The organism is Peribacillus butanolivorans (assembly GCF_001273755.1).
Taxonomy (GTDB): domain Bacteria; phylum Bacillota; class Bacilli; order Bacillales; family DSM-1321; genus Peribacillus; species Peribacillus butanolivorans.
Window position 1 is genome coordinate 2,123,831 of the sequence record NZ_LGYA01000001.1, and the last position, 18,585, is coordinate 2,142,415.

The window sequence follows — 18,585 nt, forward strand, 5'->3', positions numbered from 1 at the left end:
AATATGGGGGGATGGTTATTGATTTAGAGTCTATCATAATTTTTAAAATAACAAAAGATTTTTATTTACTCTTAGGGTTGGCATGGATATTGCATGTATATAAGTTGAGTAAAATGTAGGAAATATCATGGATAAGAAAGGAGAAACGAAATGATCAAAAATATAGCAATTATCGGTTCAGGTGTAATGGGGAGTGGAATCGCTCAGTCATTCGCAGTTAGCGGGTATTTCGTCACTATCAACGATATTAAAGAAGAGTTTCTATCGAAAGCCCTAGATCGAATATCTGAGAATCTATCCCTGCTCATTGAAGAAGGTGCTATGACTGAACAGGAAATGCAGGGTGCTTTATCTAATATTACATATAAGGTTGACTTGAAGGAGGCCGTTAGGGATGCTGACTTTATAATTGAGGCTATTCCGGAAGTCATTGAATTGAAGTTGGACCTGTATCAACAATTGGAGCAAATAGTGAAAGAGGATGCGATTATTGCTTCAAATACATCGACCTTCCCGATTTCTCGATTGATGGAGACTGCTTCGTTTGCAGACCGGATGATAATCGCGCATTTTTTTAATCCTGGGCATCTGGTTCCTTTAGTTGAAATTGTTCAGCATAATGAAACAAAGCCGGAAGTCGTCGAGGCTACACTTGATTTAATTCGAAAAATAGACAAGTCTCCGATTCTTTTAAAAAAAGAAATAGCAGGATTCATTGCCAATCGTCTGCAAACTGCCTTGATGCGGGAAGCCTTTTATCTCTTAAAAGAGGGCGTAGCCACTGCTGAGGATATTGATACAGCCATTACAGCGGGACCTGGATTTCGCTGGGCGTTTACTGGGCCAATCGAGATTGCTGATTTTGGGGGACTTGATACATGGCAGCGCGTTTTTGATAATGTTGCACCAGAGTTGGACCAAAGTAAGCAAGCCCCGATCATTATTCGTGATTTAGTGGAAAAGGGGAAGCTTGGGGCGAAGTCAGGTGAAGGGATTTTCACTTATGAGGAATCTACCGTTTCTCAGAAAATCAATGAGAGGGACCGTAATTTTATTAAACTAGGAAAATTAAAAATGGAGAAGGAGGAAGTATTATGAGAGAAGTAGTGATTGTAGGAGCAGCAAGAACACCAGTTGGTACGCTTGGAGGTAGTCTTGCCAATGTTTCAGCGGTTGAATTGGGAGTGGTAGCAGCTAAAGAAGCAATTAAGCGGGCAAATATTTCGGCTGACATGATCGATGAGGTATTGGTTGGGAATATTCTATCGGCCGGGTTAGGGCAAAATGTGGCACGTCAGGTTGCGATTCATGCAGGGGTCCCGGAAACAACACCAGCTATGGCCATCAATAAGCTTTGCGGGTCGGGGCTCCGTACGGTAATTATGGGGGCCCAATTCATAGCCCTTGGTGATGCCGATGTGATTCTTGCTGGGGGTATTGAAAGCATGAGCAATGCCCCGTATTTACTTCCGAATTACCGTTTTGGACAGAAGATGGGGAATGCCGAAGTTGTGGATTCAATGACTTATGATGCCTTAACGGATGTTTTTAATCAGTATCATATGGGTGTAACGGCCGAGAATATTGCGGCACAGTGGGAAATTAGTCGTGTAAAGCAGGATGAATTTGCTTTACATAGTCAGTTGAAAGCTGAAAAGGCCCAAATTGAAGGTCGATTTGTAGATGAAATCGTCCCTGTTGAATATAAACGCAGAGGAAAAACGATCTTAGTTGACCAAGATGAACATCCACGCCATGGGCTAACGATAGACCAGCTAACGAAACTTCGACCTGCTTTTAAGGAAAATGGAACGGTTACGGCCGGAAATGCGTCTGGAATCAATGATGGTGGTGCGATGCTGGTACTGATGTCTAAAGAAAAAGCTGACGAGCTGGGACTGGAAATTTTAGCAACTATCAAGTCATATGCTAACGCTGCGCTTGATCCAAAAATCATGGGATACGGTCCAGTACCTGCGACAAAAAAAGCTTTAGCAAAAGCGGGATTGAAAATTGATGAAATTGATTTAATGGAAGTGAATGAAGCCTTTGCGGCACAGTCACTCGCTGTGCTGAAGGACCTTGAACTGGATCCAGAAAAAGTGAATGTTAATGGCGGTGCGATAGCACTGGGCCATCCTGTAGGTGCTTCTGGTGCACGGATTTTAGTTACATTATTGTATGAAATGAAGCGAAGAGGTGCAAAAACGGGCCTTGCCACTTTATGTATTGGTGGCGGGCAGGGTACAGCGCTGATTGTTGAACGGTAAAGGTGATTTGGCCTTATTTTCCTATGATATAATGGGTAAACATCAGAAGGATTAAGGAGAATAGGTATGGCCAATGATAATAAAACGGTTCAATTAGAATTAGTAAAAGCGATATTGGAAGAATTACCTTTTGGGATTTTGGTAACGAAAAACGAAAAAGAAATCGTCCTATACAATCGCATATTATCTGAGGGGTTTTCAGAGGATCAATTTGATCAGCAAACAACGTTGATTATTAAAAAAAATCTATTGTCAGCTGTAAATACGCCTATTTATATGAACGGTAATAATGTGATTGTTAGAAAAGAGATTGTTCAAGTGGCTGATGAGGAGTATCAATTTTATTTCCTGTTATTTACGAACAATAAAAATGATTTTCTTAATATTGATAATCATGAAGAAATCCTTTTTAAAGATATTATAGAATTTGCCTATGATGGTTTGGTTATGGTTGATACGGAAGGGTATGTACAAATGTTGAGCCATGCATATGCTGATTTTCTTGGGGTAGATCAGGAAAGCTCAATTGGGAAGCATGTAACGGAAATCATCGAAAATACCCGTATGCATTTAGTAGCCAAAACTGGCAAACAGGAAGTCGCTGAATTACAAAAAATTAAAGATAATTACATTATTGCGACCCGTTCCCCGATTCTGAAACAAGGTAAAATCGTAGGGGCGGTCGGGAAAATATTATTTAAAAATGTCGGGCAATTTACGGCTCTTTCCAAACGGGTAAACTTATTGGAAATAGAGCTAAAAAAGTATAAAGGTGATTTTCGCGAGAGAAATAAAGCATCCTATACGTTTGATCATATTATGGGGAAAAGTCCTGCTCTTATGGAAGTAAAAGTACAAGCCAGAATTGCAGCTAAAAGTGACTCAAATGTGTTGATACTGGGTGAAAGCGGAACAGGTAAGGAACTGTTTGCCCATTCCATTCATAATGAAAGCAGACGAGCCATGGGTGTATTCGTTAAAGTGAACTGTGCAGCTATCCCAGCAGAATTGCTAGAGTCAGAGCTCTTTGGCTATGAAGAGGGTTCTTTCACCGGTGCAAAAAAAGGCGGGAAGGCAGGTAAGTTCGAAGCAGCTGATGGCGGGACAATTTTTCTTGATGAAATCGGTGAGCTACCACTGCATATGCAGGTGACATTACTTCGTGTTTTACAAGAAAAAGAAATTGAACGGGTCGGTTCTACGGGCAGTGTTCAGATTGATGTACGGGTAATCGCGGCAACGAACCGCAATCTAGAAGAAATGGTTTCAAAAGGTGAGTTCAGGCTTGATTTGTATTATCGGTTAAAGGTCATGCAAATTCACGTTCCGTCCTTAAGGAAGCGATTAGAGGACGTTGAAATTCTAGTGAATTATTTTGTTGAAAAATACCAAAACCTTATGAAAAAGCGTGTACAGGGTATGAGTGATCAAGCTTTACGGCTACTTCGTCTCTATAAGTGGCCGGGTAATATTCGTGAGCTGGAAAATATCATTGAACGCGCGTTGAATATTGTTGAAGAAGAGGAAATGATAGATTCCAAGCATCTTCCTGAAGAAATAACGGGTCATAAAGAACTAGTCCCAATCCGCACTTTAGCCGAAGTAATGGAAGAAACCGAACGTGCTACAATATTTTCTTGTCTGGAAATGACTTCAGGTAATAAATCCGAAACGGCAAAGCGACTCGGAGTGAGTCGGACGACACTTTATGAGAAGATGAATAAGTATGGTTTATGAATAATGATTGTAGAAAAGTACCCTGTGCATTTGCAACGGGTACTTTTTTATACTTTTGAACAACCTCTTTTAGAGGATTAATCTAGAGGTTTCGTAGTGGTCTTTATTAGGAAACTACGACACTTGTGTAAGTCGACGAGTTTTCTTTGTTTGGAAATTTTTATGAATGTGTTAAGAAATCCGTTCATTAAAAGAGAGGTAATTTGAATAGTGTATGAAAAGGCTTACACTTTTTTGGAGGTTATAAATAGAGTGTAAAGAAACCTGAACAGTTTTAAAGGATTCTAGCTTCTACAGTTAGTAAAAAGGGGAGGGAAAATGATTTGAAATGCTTTAATAGATGAGTAATTTTAAATTTTAATTATGTTGGCACGATTATTGCATATGTATTTTACTGAATGGTCCATCTGTCATTTTACAAAGGGCTACAATTGGGAAAATGGATAGGGAGTAATTTTAAAGTTTCATAGTTTGTTGAAAGCATTATCAATTGGGGGAAGTAGTAGAATAATCATTCAGCTTGACTTGGGGAAGGCAGGCTCGAATTGTAAAATCCGATTGAAAATGTGAATTTGGGGGCATAGGGAGAAGAGAAAAGGGGGAATTGTATTGGTGATTCAAATTTTAGCCATTGTTGTGGCTCTTGGACTTTTAATCTTTTTAGCTTATAGAGGTTATCCGGTCATTATTATAGCACCGCTTGTTACATTATTGGCGGTCATATTATCTGGTGGTCATTTGTTACCGAGCTATACAGAGACATATATGACATATGCAGCAAATTATGTAAAATCATTCTTCCCAATATTTCTATTAGGTGCTATATTTGGGAAAGTAATGGAGATGAGTGGTGCAGCAGCATCTATTGCAAAGACCATCGTTAAATCACTAGGTTCAAAGCGGGCCATTCTTGCTGTAGTCCTAGCCTGTTCAGCGCTTACATATGGTGGGGTTTCACTGTTTGTTGTAGCCTTTGCAGTTTATCCATTTGCTGCAGCGATTTATAAAGAGGCGGATATTCCAAAGCGGTTATTGCCAGGAACTATAGCACTGGGTGCTTTCACTTATACGATGGATGCGCTTCCTGGAACACCGCAGATTCAAAACATCATTCCAACGAATTATTTTGGAACAGATACGTATGCGGCACCATTAATCGGAATCATTGGCGCAATCATGGTATTCACAGGTGGAATGATCTGGTTAGAACATCGTCGTAAACAAGCGTTAGCAAAAGGTGAAGGTTACGGGGAAGGACATACTAATGAACCCGAAAGTGGCGAACAGCAAAATCTGCCTAACTTTTGGCTGTCCATCGTACCACTTGTGCTTGTAGTTGCGTTCAACTTCGCTTTCAGTCGCAGTGCTATTTCCGTAAAGAACTGGTATGATGGCACGATGTTAAAGGAAACCTTCAATATCGCTGATGTAAGCTCAGTAACTTCTTCTTGGTCTTTGATTGTTGCGCTGACAATCGGGATCCTAGCAGCGATGCTTCTGAATGTTGGGCGCATAAAGGTCAAACTGGCAAGTGGTTTAACAGCTGCCGCAATGGGATCTTTGCTAGCAATCTTCAATACCGCTTCTGAGGTTGGTTTTGGAAATGTTGTGAAAACGCTTCCGGGTTTCTCTGTGATTCAAAATTGGGTGTTCAACGCAAGCAGCAATCCACTCGTTTCGGAAGCAGTCGCTGTCAATGTGCTATCAGGAATTACCGGATCTGCTTCTGGTGGACTTTCCATTGCATTAGAGGTAATGGGAAGTCATTACTTGCAGGTGGCACAAACTGTTGGGTTCAGCCCGGAAATGCTTCATCGTATTGCTTCCATGGCATCCGGAGGGATGGATACGCTTCCACATAACGGTGCCGTTATTACCTTACTTGCGATTACAGGATTGACACATCGGCAATCGTATAAAGACATATTTATTATTACGATCTTGAAAACGGTTACAGTGTTCATCCTTGCTTTTTCAGCATCACTGTTTATTTAAAAGAATAAACTAGGAAATGGAGATGGAGAAAATGGGAAAATTATTGTCTTCTTTGGATAGTGCCATTCAACAAATTGAGGATGGAGCAACGATTGTTGTTGGCGGTTTTGGATTAAGTGGAATTCCAGAAAATCTAATTCATGCTTTGCGTGATAAAGGTGTAAAAGATTTGACTGTTATCAGCAATAATTGTGGAGTCGATGATGCAGGTCTCGGTCTATTGTTGGAGAATAGGCAAATCAAAAAAATGATAGCTTCTTATGTAGGTGAAAATAAATTGTTTGAGCAACAATTTTTAAATGGAGAACTGGAGGTTGAGCTAGTTCCTCAGGGGACGCTTGCTGAGCGTCTAAGAGCAGGTGGAGCAGGTATTCCTGCTTTTTATACAGCTACTGGAGTTGGGACAGAAGTGGCTGAAGGTAAAGAACATAAGGAATTTGATGGTCGCACTTACATTATGGAAAAAGGGCTAGTCGGGGACTTCGCCTTTATCAAAGCATGGAAGTCAGATCCGTTTGGTAATCTCATTTATAGAAAAACGGCAAGAAACTTTAACCCAGTTGTAGCCACCGCGGGGAAAATCACGATTGCCGAAGTGGAGGAGCTTGTCAATATTGGAGAGCTTGATCCAGATGAAATTCATACTCCTGGGGTTTATATACAAAAAATCTTTGTAGGAAACCATTATCAAAAACGAATTGAAAAACTTACAACCACTAACGCATAAAAAGGGGGAGTTTTCGAATGTCAAGACAACAAATATTAGAACGGGCCGTAAAAGAAATCCAAGATGGTATGTGTGTGAATTTAGGAATCGGCATGCCGACCTTGATTGCTAACATGATTCCTGGTGACCTCAATGTCATGCTTCAATCGGAAAATGGCTTACTTGGAATTGGACCTTATCCAAATAAAGATGAAGTGGATCCGGATCTGATTAATGCAGGAAAGGAAACAGTAACGGCAAAAGCCGGGGCTTCCTTTTTTGATAGTGCTGAGTCGTTCGCGATGATTCGCGGCGGACATATCGATCTTGCCATTTTAGGTGGAATGGAAGTTTCCGAAAAAGGGGATTTAGCTAACTGGATGATCCCTGGGAAGATGGTAAAAGGAATGGGTGGTGCGATGGACCTCGTCCAAGGGGCAAAACGAATCGTTGTCATTATGGATCATGTGAACAAGCATGGGGAATCCAAAGTGAAAAAGAGCTGTACACTGCCATTGACGGGAAAAAATGTCATCCATTGCCTGATTACTGACTTGGCTGTTTTTCAATTTTCAGAATCAGGTATGGAATTGATCGAATTGCAGAACGGGGTTACAATTGAACAAGTGAAAAGCAATACTGAGGCTGACTTTACTGTAAGCTCGTCTTTAGAAATAAAAGGGTAAGTAAAAAAAGTCAATGATTGAACTGCCCTAAGTTAATTTGAGGCACCTGTAAAATACCTATATAAACCTGCATTTCATCCGAAAGCGTGCATAATGAAGTTGAACTTATTTCATTTGCACGCTTTCTTTGTAATCATTTTTTTATGAATGGTTGTTTGTTTCGCAAATATCTCTCATTTCTAGATAAATTATAGTGGATTCCTCCATCTTTAGAACATAGTGAACTATACATTCTGTTCTATTTGACCTTTGCAGAGTGATACGTCATGATTTCTAGTTCTCGTTTTCAATCTTTTGCTTATGTGCTTGCAGTTATATTATTCCGAAACGCCAGTTTGAAGAATATGAACTTCAGTTTCTACTTTTATCGTCATATTAGGATAAATCTTTTTCCATTCTTCATATGTCATTCTTTTATTTTTGGCATGATATTTCTCCTTTAAGCCAATCGGATCAATGTTTTTTTTCTGAAAATCATTAATAAGTTTGTTTGCTTCCCTAGTTAAATCCTGTTTCATTGCCATTTCAATTTTTTTAATCATTTTTCTATTTGTTAGGTTTTCACTTCTCATGGATTCCTTTACTTGACCTTCAATTTTGATTTTAATCGTGATCGAGGGGTCACTCCCTGAGTTTGAAACATTATAACTTGAACCACTTCGGATACTCTCTACCACAATTTCGCTTTTTTTCTTATCTTTTAAACTGAATTTATAAATTCCTCGTTTATGGGATTGAACTAAAGTCTTAAATACAAACATATCTTGGGTTTTCACTTTACTCACTATTTTATTTTCGTGTATCAATGCTACTCCAGAAACCATAATATCGTTATTACGTTTTTTTAATAACGGAAGAAACGCATCTCCGCCATCTGCTAGAGCGTCCTTTAAAAAAATATGGAGATTAGTATCCGGTCCGTTACCAGATTCTTTTTGTTGAGTAATTAAATCGGCTAAAAAAATGCCAATATTCACATTACTATTAGGTGATTTTGTATAAATGACATCTTTAACCTTTCCTTCGACAATTGCCAAAATAACCCTGTTCCCAAGTTGGGGTTCACGGTAGATATAATCGGTTAGCTCTGTCATTCCAATTTGTTGAACGATTTTCTCACTAAAAAAAACGATTCTTGTCTGTCCAAGGAGCACCGGCTTATTTGCCTTTTTTGATACAATAGCTTGAACATCACTCGTTGTCGTTGATTTTCCACTTAAGATTTGATATTTCCCCATCTTTTCTTGTTGAAAGATGGGGATGACGAACATACCTTCGATCATATCATCCTCTGTTAAATCGTAGCCAATAGCCTGGGCCATATTCACTTCGTCGACTACTTTCTGTTGTGCACAGCTGCAAAGAAGTGAACAGATTAAGATAACAGGAAGTACTTTTCTCATAAACGTTTCCTCAATTTCTTTGTATAGATGATTAACAAAAGAAGAGGCAAGTATAAACAAATGAAGTACAGGCCATATGGATTGATAATTTTATTCAAAATATAAAGGGAATCCATATCAAAAACAAAAATATTGATAAGCAGAATAATAATACTCATACCCCATAATGGATACTTTTGCTGAACATTAAATAAGCGTTTAAATCCCCTGCTGGCAGCCCATAATGATATGGTCATATTGGGTATGATAACTAAGGCCCACCAAGAGATCTCAATATATTCGAAACGTTGAATAAAGGGCAACTCGACAACGCTAGTCATTGTCAGTGTCGGCCAAATAGTCAGGACTAACTGTTTTTGTGAATAAAAGACCAGTGAAACTAAATAAATGAACACGGTCAGTAACGTAGTTGTTAAGGCACCTCCATGGGCATATTTTTGTGAAGTTTTAGCATCTTTGATAAACGGATAAAACATCAGAATCAATTCAAATCCAATCATGGTTAATGAATTATCTTTTACTCCTTTAAGTATATCTAAAATGCTGTGGTCAAAAATAGGAAGCAAATTCGTAAATTCAGCATATTTCATTGCATAGATAAGGTCAAATAGAAGCCAGTATGTCAACAATACACTTAAAAAGGTAACGCCGGTAACAGTTCGGAACCCCCCAGAATTTATGTAATAAATCAGGATTAGAAACACTAGAGCAAATGCCCAGGAAGGTACTTCTTCAAACATCCAAACATGTACGACATTTATATAGCTAATTATTACTGTCATCCCAAGAATCAAAAAGTAAATGATAAATAACAGATTGAAAAAATTCCCCAGCCATTTCCCTAATGCCTGTGTATTGGCGGAAATGATATCCCCTGGTACAATACTGAATATTTTATAGATGATCCAAATCATAATATGAACAATTAGCCCTGCTAGAATTATGGAGATCCAGCCGTCCGTCCCCGCCGACTTCGCTAAAACTCTTTGGAAACTTAACACACCTATGCCTGTTTGCATGGAATGCACTAAAAAAAACACATAGAATGGTGATACTTTATATTTATCATTTACACCAGCTTGGTTCATACAGCACCCTCATTTTTTATCACTCATTAAAATCATTCTTTCTTTTTTTTGATGTTTTTTGCTTTTGTGGTTGTCTTGTCACATTCTCTGTTCGTAAATTTACAGGTCGTGACTTGAAAAAATTAAAAGGAAGTCGAACAAAGCTGTCTTTCCAATCTTTAATGCGAAACGGGTATATTGGTTCTAGGTAAGGATGTCCCATTGAAGTCAACTTAATAAGATGTGTCATTAAAAACACGGACGCAAGGGCTATCCCAAGCAAACCCCAGATTTGTGCCCCCAGTAGAAATGGGAATCTAAGTAATCGTATAGCATTTCCCATTTTATAAATTGGCGTTACAAATGATGCTAGTGCCGATAAGGCGACAATGATTAATAAAATATTACTGGTAAGTCCAGCCACAACAGCAGCCTGACCGATAACAATACCGCCTACGATACCTAATGTCTGACCTACCTTTGTTGGTAACCTGGCAGCGGCTTCCCTTAACAGTTCAATTGAAATCTCTAAGAATAAAGCTTCAATTAAAGGAGGGAAGGGTATCAAATTCCTTGAAGCAACAATCGTCTCCAAAAGGTCTTTAGGAATCAGTTCATAATGAAAGGTCAGCACGGCTACATAAAGAGGTGTAGCGAATATAGAAAAAATGACCGCGAATATTCTTAATAATCGGAAAGCTGAAGCTGGAACCCAGGGCATATTATAATCTTCCATGGTAATAAAATATTCCAATAAAATGGTTGGAGCAATTAGTGCAGAAGAAGACCTATCTATCACCATGGCTACCTTACCTTCAGACAAAGCACTTGCAATCCGATCGGGTCTTTCCGTATGTAAAAAAAGTGGGAATAGAGTATTTGATTCATCATAAAGCATTTGCGCTAGATTGGATCCATCCAAAATTTCATCGAACTCTATTTCATTGATTCGTTGTATAACGGTATCGACATTTTCCTGTTCAACAATTCCTTCTATATATATAACAGCTACTTTTGTTTTAGATAAGGATCCTACAGTTAATTCATTTACTTGTAACTCTGGGATAGGCAGTCTTTTTCTCACTAGATTCAGATTGATATCAATATCTTCGACAAAAGCTTCTTGAGGACTTATGATTCCAAATTCAAGCTCGGGTTTACCAATTTGTCTTCCTTGTTTGGAGGCAATATTTATCAACAAACACTCATCGAGGTTCGTATCTAAACGAATGGCAATTTCGCCTCTCATTATCCTTTCTTCAATTACCTTCCTAGTGCTAGTGATTAGAGTATTCTCTATGGGGATATTTTCTTTAATTTGTTCCAAACTAATCGTTTCTAAAGTTGGTATTACAGATAGTACGCTCTCATGTAGTTCTTGCCCGTCAATTAAAGAGCGATAAAAAGATACCCAATAGCCAATTCCTTTTAAGTTGCCTTGATGGTTAATAAAATCATTTGATGACGAAAGGGAATTAAATAGGCTTCGTATATCGGAAACCTTATTAAAATCGTCTTTTCGATTTAAGTTTTTTTGGGAATTTCTGCGGTTAAACAACATTTCCACCTCTAAACTTAAGCTTATTATCCTATTATTCCAACTTCATCCCATATTAACCTTATTAGAATATAATTGTAACTTGTTTCGTGAACGGTACATTACTTGGGTACAAAGCCGAATAGAGCCACTAGGCCCTATGCGTAAAGTGTGTCATTCGGAAATCATTTTATTTAAAGAAGGATTATTAATCGACGAAAGGATGGGGGGATGTTTTGAGGTGTAGTCAAGATTGATTTTCAGCATGATAGAAAACTGTGTAAGATATATCAATTCAAAATTAAGAGTTTTAATAGTTGCTGGTTGATTAGATAAAAGGCAGAGGCAGGCACAGTCAGGCACAGGCTAAAATAATTCTAATAGTATTTTATAAGATGGAAGGGAACTAAATAATCTGATTTAAAATCACAAGAAAGTCCCGAATTGGCCTACTTTAGTAGTATAGAAAGGGACTTAGTCGACTGGATCGGGCCTATGAAGTCCCTTGAAATGGGAAAAATCTGTAGCTCTTTAGCTCTTGTAATGAATTAGCCATTGGCTTTTCAAAAAGGTAGATGTGCAAAAAGTTGAAAATTCATTACAAAAAAAGTACTCTTTAATTGTTCAACAACTTGGCAGTTTAGTGAAATATGAAATATAACAAAAAGAGCATTGGAATTAGATTAGTTAGTTGTAAGTAACCAACCTGTTTTCTCGTAGTCAGATTTCTTTTTTAGCTGATTTAATAGGTTTTTTAATGAATTAATTACTTCGTATGATATCCCCTTCAAAGATATCTAATATCCAACTTTTTATATCAACAATTCGTAAATGATCAATGCTTTTATCGGTCCCTGTAACTATCATTGGTGTGAGTGAATCATCTTTGTGCATGGAACCGTGGGCACCTCCGCCAGCATGTTCTGGAGAACTTTCACCTATAAATTCGTAGCCGGGTTTAGCATCAACTATTAGAAAATCTCCTTTATGTGAATGTAATGCCCCATATAATCTTGATAATCCATCAGGGTAATTTCTGTAGGTAATATGATGATTACTCTTTATATCTAGATCTAAAATTGCACTATTTCCTTTTATATACCAAGTTTGATCATAAACATCTTTATAAGGTCCACCAGGTTTAAATTGAAAAACTTCCTTGGTAGCTCCCGAAATTACTTGGATCATTTCGTTTTCTTTCCATGCTATCCATGCTATCCGTGAATCTGCTTGCAACTTACTAGCTATATCCTTTATAGAGAAACCATTATTTATTTTATATACATATGCCATTCGTTCATTCGCTGTAATTACAACTTCATCGTTATTTCGAACAGGGTCTCCCAGCTTTAAAACATGATTATTCGATAGGGACTTTCTTAAGTCAATTAAAGCTTCCTTTTTGTTCTTTTTAATGGATGATTGCTTGCTGTCCCCAATAATGATCCAAATGATATTATCAAGAGCGTTTTCCCACTTTGGATAAACATTTAATATTTCTTGTAGATGTTTATCAAGTTTCTCGATCCCTTTCGTTGTCATAGGGCCCTTTATATGAACTGAATGATCGTTTTCTGGCATGTACATAATTGTAAATTCAGGAAGTATATCTTTCTTTAAAAGGTACTTAAATTCTTGAGCAGAAAATGCATCATTAAGCCCCAATCGATTCACCACATGCTTATTTTTGGGGTCCAGATTGATAAAATCTCCAAAAGACAATATCTTTGGTCCAGTGGTGTGATATTGATCAGGCAAAGGAGTCGTTTTTGCGATGATCTTCGGGGTTTTTAAGGTATGGTTATAATTCCCCCTGTAAATTAAAGCATTTATAGAAGCAGTTTGTACCCCGTTGTTGTCTAATTCTTCATGTATGGTTTTAACATTCGAATCGAGATCCACATTATTAAATTGATATAGGCTGTTTTGAGCAACCTGAGGAAATCCATATTTCAAGGTTTCAAAAAATCCGTTTCCGTAACTAATAATACGTTGTTCGTCTTGGTTAAACCAGACAAGACCAGGAATTTTGTGTTTGTCTGGATTAGTACCAGTTATTAAAGTACTGTCAATAGTAACTGACATTGTTGGATAGGAACTTACCAATCCTTTACTATATTGACCATGCTTTAGAAAAAATCCTAGGGCGGGGGCTTTATCCTCCTGGATGGCTTTTTGTAAAGGTTCGTCCATTAATGAATCAATAACAAGAAGGACAACTTTAGGCGAGGCGGAGTCCTTTGTTTGCATAATTATTGGAGAATTCCGCTCATTCTTTGAACCAAGATGAGAGCAACCAGTAATCACTATGATTGAAAGGAATACAAGAATTAGTAAGCGATATATCATTAGGACTCCACCTTCGTTTTGCAAGTTTTCTTCTTCAATTTTATTATTTGCATTTTCTTCACATTCATTAAAGAAAGTCAGAAATAAGTATTTACTTGTGGAAAATCAAAAACTGCTTCGAGCCGGCAGTTGACCTGAGAGAAAGGTAAAGAAATACTCTAACATCATGTACATGTCACTTCGACATATAATTCTTCAGTAAGAATGTGTCTTTATCGTTGTTCATTTTAAGAGATTTTTTCTTAAGAAAACAATAACTAAGATACAATGACATTTGGTATCATGGGCATCCTCCAAAGGAAGAAGGGGAATGTTGTCTAGAAAATTGATGTGATTATAAACGCCTTTAAACTAGGGTCTAATTGATTGCTCACTTTCGTATATAAAATTGGAAAAAGAGGAAACTAGTATTAACTCGATTAACCAAAGGAGTTCACCATGAGAAGCAAAACCTTGCATATTAAATTGGGTCAAAAGCTGGAAAATCTAAAATCTCTAATGGTTATGCAGGATGATGTAGTTTTTAAAGAGGTATTCATTCCAAGTTATGAATGCTCCGGTTTATTTGTTTATATAAATGGAACAATGGATTATCCATCATTTAATGAAATAGTCCGGGACTTATCAGTAGCCCAGGTTGTATCCAATCATCCGATCTCTATCGAGCAGTCGGTAATTTCTAAAATTTGTTCAGTCAAAGAACAGAAGGTTAGCACTTATGAAAAAGCCATGGAATTCATTTTTGATGGAAAAACGCTTTTATTTATAGAAGGTATAGAGGATGGTTATGTCTTAAATCTTGAAAAAGAAAAAATGCGTACCTTTGGTGAACCTTCGACAGAGAGGATAGTCCGTGGTCCAAAGATTGGGTTTATTGAAAGTCTTCAGGAAAATATCGGCTTAATTAGGCAGTATTCAAGCCATCCCAGCCTAATTGTGAAACAGCATAAGATAGGGACGCTGGAAAAGAGAACGATTGCATTGATATATTACCAGGGAAAAGCAAGTGATTCCTTGTTACAAGAAGTAAATCGGCGGATAAATAAAGTGAAAGCAACGGATCTTCAAGATTCAGGGATGTTGGAGGAATTAATTGAAGATACTTCATCTTCTCCATTCCCACAAATCCAGAACACAGAGCGTCCTGATAAAGTACTTGCTGCTCTGCAGCAGGGGAGAGTGGTTATCATGATTGACGGGTCACCATTTGCTTTGATAGCACCAACGACAATCACGATGCTGCTGCAGTCTCCAGATGATTATTATGAAAGGTGGGTGGCGGGTTCTTTTTTGCGTGGTATCCGTTACTTATCTTTATTTGTTACTGTCTTTCTTTCAGGAATATATATATCCTTAGTTTCGTTCAACCCAGGATTGCTGCCGACGGAACTTGCGATGAGCATCGCTGGTACAAGGGAAAATGTTCCGTTCCCGCCTTTTGTTGAAGCAATCATAATGGAAGTGACGATTGAACTGCTCCGTGAAGCAGGAATTCGGCTGCCAGCCCCTATTGGGCAAACTGTTGGATTAGTTGGGGGAGTCATTATCGGACAAGCAGCTGTTCAAGCAAATATTGTGAGTTCACTCATGGTTATTATCGTTTCGATCACCACGATTACCTCTTTTACGGTCCCACAATATGGATTTGGATTGGCCTTCAGAGCATTAAGATTTGGAGCAATGATATTTGCCGCGGTTTTAGGGTTATACGGAACTACTTTATTCTTTATTATTGTTATCAGTCATTTGTCTAAATTGACTAGCTTTCATGAGCCTTATTTTCACCCGCTTGATTTTATTGATAAAAAGACTTGGAAGGATGCACTTGTCAGGTTACCGAAGCGTAAAAATGGAGGCGAGCCTTCATGACCCAATCAGATGGAAAAATACTTAGCGTAGAATTGGCTTTTATTATTTCATGTGGCATGTTAGGAGTAGGAATGCTGACGCTTCCAAGGACGATAACGGATAATATTAATTCACCGGATGGGTGGATCATCTTAATTTTCAATGGTATTATTATTGGCCTATTTTTATGTTTATTGGTTTTTCTGCTTAAAAAACATCAAGTTTCCGATTATTACACTTATATGGAGGAGGCTTTTGGAAAATGGCTCTCTAAAATTTTGGGCTTTGTTATAGTAATTTACTTTATAGGTGTGGCTAGTTTTGAAGTGCTAGCCATGAGTGAAATGGTCCGTTTTTACTTGATGGAAAATACGCCTGTTGAAGTAGTGATACTTTCATTAATTTTAGCAAGTGTTCATCTTCTGACTGGAAAGATAAAGGCAATAGCCAAAGTTTGCGTCTTCTTTCTTCCATTGACGATTGTCATCGTCTTGCTTATTTACTTGTTGAGTCTAAGGGTGGTGGATTTAAAAAACTTACAACCTGTCCTTGGAAACGGAATTCTACCTGTCTTAAAAGGTATGGGGGAAGGTCATTTGTATTTTTTTGGAGTTGAACTATTTATCTTTTTGTTTGGTCTCGTTAAAAATCAAAACAAGGTAAAAAAGGGGATTCTGATCGGTTTTTCCATCCCGGTCATTTTATACGTAATTACATATGTGCTGGTAGTGGCAACGCTGACTGTTCCAGAAGTTAAAGCCGTTACATGGCCGACAATTTCGTTTATCCAGTCGTATGAAGTAAAAGGGATTTTTATCGAACGTTTAGAGCTTTTTCTCTTAATCACTTGGATTCTTCAGTTTTTTTGTACACATACAATTTACTTTTACTTTGCTGCAGAAGGATTAACGAAAATTTTCCGGAATTCCTATACGACAAACCTTATAGTACTTGTCCCGGTCATTTTTTTACTTGCCAAAATTCCTAAAAATACAGTTGAGATTTTTAAAATGAGTGATGTTCTGGGATATGTATTTCCCTTTATATTTTTTGCTTTGCCAATTCTTACATTTTTAATCGTTCAAGTGAAAAGGGGTAAAAGAAGCGGATGAAAAAATTATGGATGATCTTGCTTATTCCATTACTTTCAGGCTGTTGGGACAGTCATAATATTGAAGAATTATCCCTTGTGGTAGGAGAAGGTATCGATAAAAGTAAAAAGAACGATGAAATTAAGTTAACTCATCAAATTTTGGTACCTCCTGGAACAAGTGTGCAGGAAAATCAAGGTCAGCAAAAATATAAAAATATTACTGTCAGTGCAAAGACTCTGCATGAAGCAATAAGGGATTCCTTGCTCATAACGAATACTATATTAACCAATCATCAACGTATTTTAATCATAAATGAGGATGTATTAAAAGATATCCCAATGGAAGCCATCATTAACATGTTTATACGTGATAATAGTATAAGAAGAAGCTGCCTTGTTCTGTTGACGAAGAAACCGACAAAAGAAATCTTAGGGAATAGTGAAGCTGATGATATCCCATCTAATGTAATTTTCGAATTGAAAGATAATGAGAAGAGAACAAATAAAATTCTCCCACCGTTAACGCTAGGACAAGCTTCTGCAAGCTTGCAATCTGATGGGAGCTTTGCTATTCAGGCAGTCGATATTAAAGGTGGAAAATTAATCTTAGATGGTGCAGGGGTGATTAAAAATTCAAAATTAGTGGGTGTAATGAGTGCTGATGATATAGCTTCTCTAAATTGGTTGAACGGAACGGTTAAAGGCGGAATAATAGAAGCATCCCATCATGGTGATCCATTCAGCGTTGAAGTAATAAAAAGAACAAGGAGAAAAATTACAACAGAATTAAATGGGGAACATTTGACGATTAATATATCAATCGGCTACACAGGAAGGCTTTCGGAAGATTGGTATACTAAGGAAAATTCATTTAAAGAAAGCTACTTTAAAGATGCTGAGCGTGTTACAGAGGATAAAGTAGAGCAAGATGTTGAGAAAATCATAGGGAAATTACAACATGACTATAAGACAGGGGTAGCAGGATTGTATCGTTATGTGGAAAATCAGCATCCAAAGTTTTGGAAGAAGAACAAGAAGAAATGGGACGAAGTATTCAGTAAGGCCGATATTAATTATCATATAGATATAAGGATTATTGACTTTGGTTCGAAAGGCGGAACAAAGTAGGAATGGTGCTGACACAGCGACCTTTCTTTATGGCGCTTGGGTTAATGCTTTTACGATCGGTTACTTAAAACAATAAGAGCAACCTTATTGCAATGTAATTACTAGAGCAAATTCCACAGCTGAATATTGTAGCAAACGACGGACAAGCTTCTGAAGGAGGCAAATAAACAGCTCTTACCTGCATGCTCCAGATAGGGTTCGAACTTGCTCATATAGGAATCCCGGAAGTGCTCGTAGGAATAATTCCAGGCGGTGGTAGAACGATTAGCTTGCCTCTTCTCGTCGGACATGGTGTTGCGGCTGCAATTTCATATTTTTAAAAAAATGTTATTGGTAGGCTTGTTACTTCATCTGAAACTCTAATTCCAGATTGAACTGCTCCCTCAATCCAAGCAGGTAAAGTTGGTGTATGTTCGCCGGCAAAGTGGACTCTTCCTTTAGGAGTTGGAATGTATGGAAATAAGTCTGTTTCTTGACCAGGTTTAAACATTGAGAAAGCCCCAGAGGATTACTGATTAAGTGACCAGCTATAAGAAACATCTGTTAAAAACAGATTATATATTTGTTTACCATGTACTTTTGCCAAGTTATTTGAAAGCATTTCGAATACGATCTCCTTCAGGAAATTGTTCCCATAACATTGTATCATCTTCCTACGTGTAGCTGGCTAAAAGAATTTCAGACCCAGTTGAGCCTATTAAATGGCAGGGATAGTAGCCAATTTTCATGGGTAAATCATTTATCATTTTTCCTCCAAGAATCCCTT

At 37.7% G+C, this 18,585-nt stretch carries 14 protein-coding genes; 9 read left to right on the top strand and 5 right to left on the bottom strand.

Going from position 1 to position 18,585, the window contains the following annotated elements; translation table 11 throughout:
* Window positions 1-150: 150 nt before the first annotated feature.
* The 6 genes from AKG34_RS09930 (at window position 151) to AKG34_RS09955 (ending at window position 7,394) form a co-directional block, all read left to right on the top strand.
* Window positions 151-1,098 (top strand): 3-hydroxyacyl-CoA dehydrogenase family protein, encoded by a 948-nt coding sequence (locus tag AKG34_RS09930; RefSeq protein ID WP_053345935.1) that lies wholly within the window; start codon window positions 151-153, stop codon window positions 1,096-1,098.
* The gene (locus tag AKG34_RS09935) at window positions 1,095-2,270 is read left to right on the top strand and encodes an acetyl-CoA C-acetyltransferase (protein ID WP_053345936.1); all 1,176 of its coding nucleotides are present in this window, start codon (window positions 1,095-1,097) and stop codon (window positions 2,268-2,270) included. The genes AKG34_RS09930 and AKG34_RS09935 overlap by 4 nt, the downstream gene beginning before the upstream one ends.
* Window positions 2,271-2,336: 66 nt before the next feature.
* Window positions 2,337-4,007, top strand: coding sequence for a sigma-54 interaction domain-containing protein (locus AKG34_RS09940; protein WP_053345937.1), 1,671 nt, complete (start codon window positions 2,337-2,339; stop codon window positions 4,005-4,007).
* 609 nt (window positions 4,008-4,616) lie between these two features.
* Window positions 4,617-6,002, top strand: a complete 1,386-nt coding sequence (locus tag AKG34_RS09945) for a GntP family permease (protein WP_053345938.1) — start codon at window positions 4,617-4,619, stop codon at window positions 6,000-6,002.
* Window positions 6,003-6,033: 31 nt separating this feature from the next.
* The gene (locus AKG34_RS09950) at window positions 6,034-6,729 is read left to right on the top strand and encodes a CoA transferase subunit A (RefSeq protein ID WP_053345939.1); all 696 of its coding nucleotides are present in this window, start codon (window positions 6,034-6,036) and stop codon (window positions 6,727-6,729) included.
* 17 nt (window positions 6,730-6,746) lie between these two features.
* Window positions 6,747-7,394, top strand: coding sequence for a 3-oxoacid CoA-transferase subunit B (locus AKG34_RS09955; protein ID WP_053345940.1), 648 nt, complete (start codon window positions 6,747-6,749; stop codon window positions 7,392-7,394).
* Window positions 7,395-7,711: 317 nt separating this feature from the next.
* Here the strand turns inward: AKG34_RS09955 and AKG34_RS09960 are convergent, their stop codons facing one another.
* The 4 genes from AKG34_RS09960 to AKG34_RS09975 form a co-directional block, all read right to left on the bottom strand.
* Window positions 7,712-8,797 carry a Ger(x)C family spore germination protein gene (locus AKG34_RS09960; protein ID WP_053345941.1) on the bottom strand — a complete coding sequence of 362 codons (1,086 nt, stop codon included), beginning with the start codon at window positions 8,795-8,797 and terminating at the stop codon, window positions 7,712-7,714.
* Window positions 8,794-9,885 (bottom strand): GerAB/ArcD/ProY family transporter, encoded by a 1,092-nt coding sequence (locus AKG34_RS09965; RefSeq protein WP_053345942.1) that lies wholly within the window; start codon window positions 9,883-9,885, stop codon window positions 8,794-8,796. Before AKG34_RS09965 ends, AKG34_RS09960 begins: the two co-directional genes overlap by 4 nt.
* 19 nt (window positions 9,886-9,904) lie before the next feature.
* On the bottom strand, window positions 9,905-11,425 hold the full coding sequence (locus AKG34_RS09970) for a spore germination protein (RefSeq protein ID WP_053345943.1): 1,521 nt from the start codon (window positions 11,423-11,425) through the stop codon (window positions 9,905-9,907).
* Between the two features lie 738 nt (window positions 11,426-12,163).
* Entirely contained in the window at window positions 12,164-13,774 is a 1,611-nt protein-coding gene (locus tag AKG34_RS09975) for an alkaline phosphatase family protein (protein ID WP_236694914.1), read from the bottom strand.
* A 414-nt stretch (window positions 13,775-14,188) separates the two neighbouring features.
* Between AKG34_RS09975 and AKG34_RS09980 the strand changes: the two genes are divergently transcribed.
* Genes AKG34_RS09980 through AKG34_RS09990 form a run of 3 tightly spaced genes read left to right on the top strand, consistent with a single transcriptional unit; the run spans window position 14,189 to window position 17,819 of the window.
* Window positions 14,189-15,619, top strand: coding sequence for a spore germination protein (locus AKG34_RS09980; RefSeq protein WP_053345944.1), 1,431 nt, complete (start codon window positions 14,189-14,191; stop codon window positions 15,617-15,619).
* On the top strand, window positions 15,616-16,710 hold the full coding sequence (locus tag AKG34_RS09985; RefSeq protein ID WP_053345945.1) for a GerAB/ArcD/ProY family transporter: 1,095 nt from the start codon (window positions 15,616-15,618) through the stop codon (window positions 16,708-16,710). The genes AKG34_RS09980 and AKG34_RS09985 overlap by 4 nt, the downstream gene beginning before the upstream one ends.
* Window positions 16,707-17,819 carry a Ger(x)C family spore germination protein gene (locus AKG34_RS09990; protein WP_053345946.1) on the top strand — a complete coding sequence of 371 codons (1,113 nt, stop codon included), beginning with the start codon at window positions 16,707-16,709 and terminating at the stop codon, window positions 17,817-17,819. The genes AKG34_RS09985 and AKG34_RS09990 overlap by 4 nt, the downstream gene beginning before the upstream one ends.
* Window positions 17,820-18,135: 316 nt before the next feature.
* On the opposite strand, the gene AKG34_RS28735 is transcribed toward AKG34_RS09990, so the two are convergent.
* Window positions 18,136-18,309, bottom strand: coding sequence for an FAD-dependent oxidoreductase (locus AKG34_RS28735; protein ID WP_236694917.1), 174 nt, complete (start codon window positions 18,307-18,309; stop codon window positions 18,136-18,138).
* Window positions 18,310-18,585 lie beyond the last annotated feature (276 nt).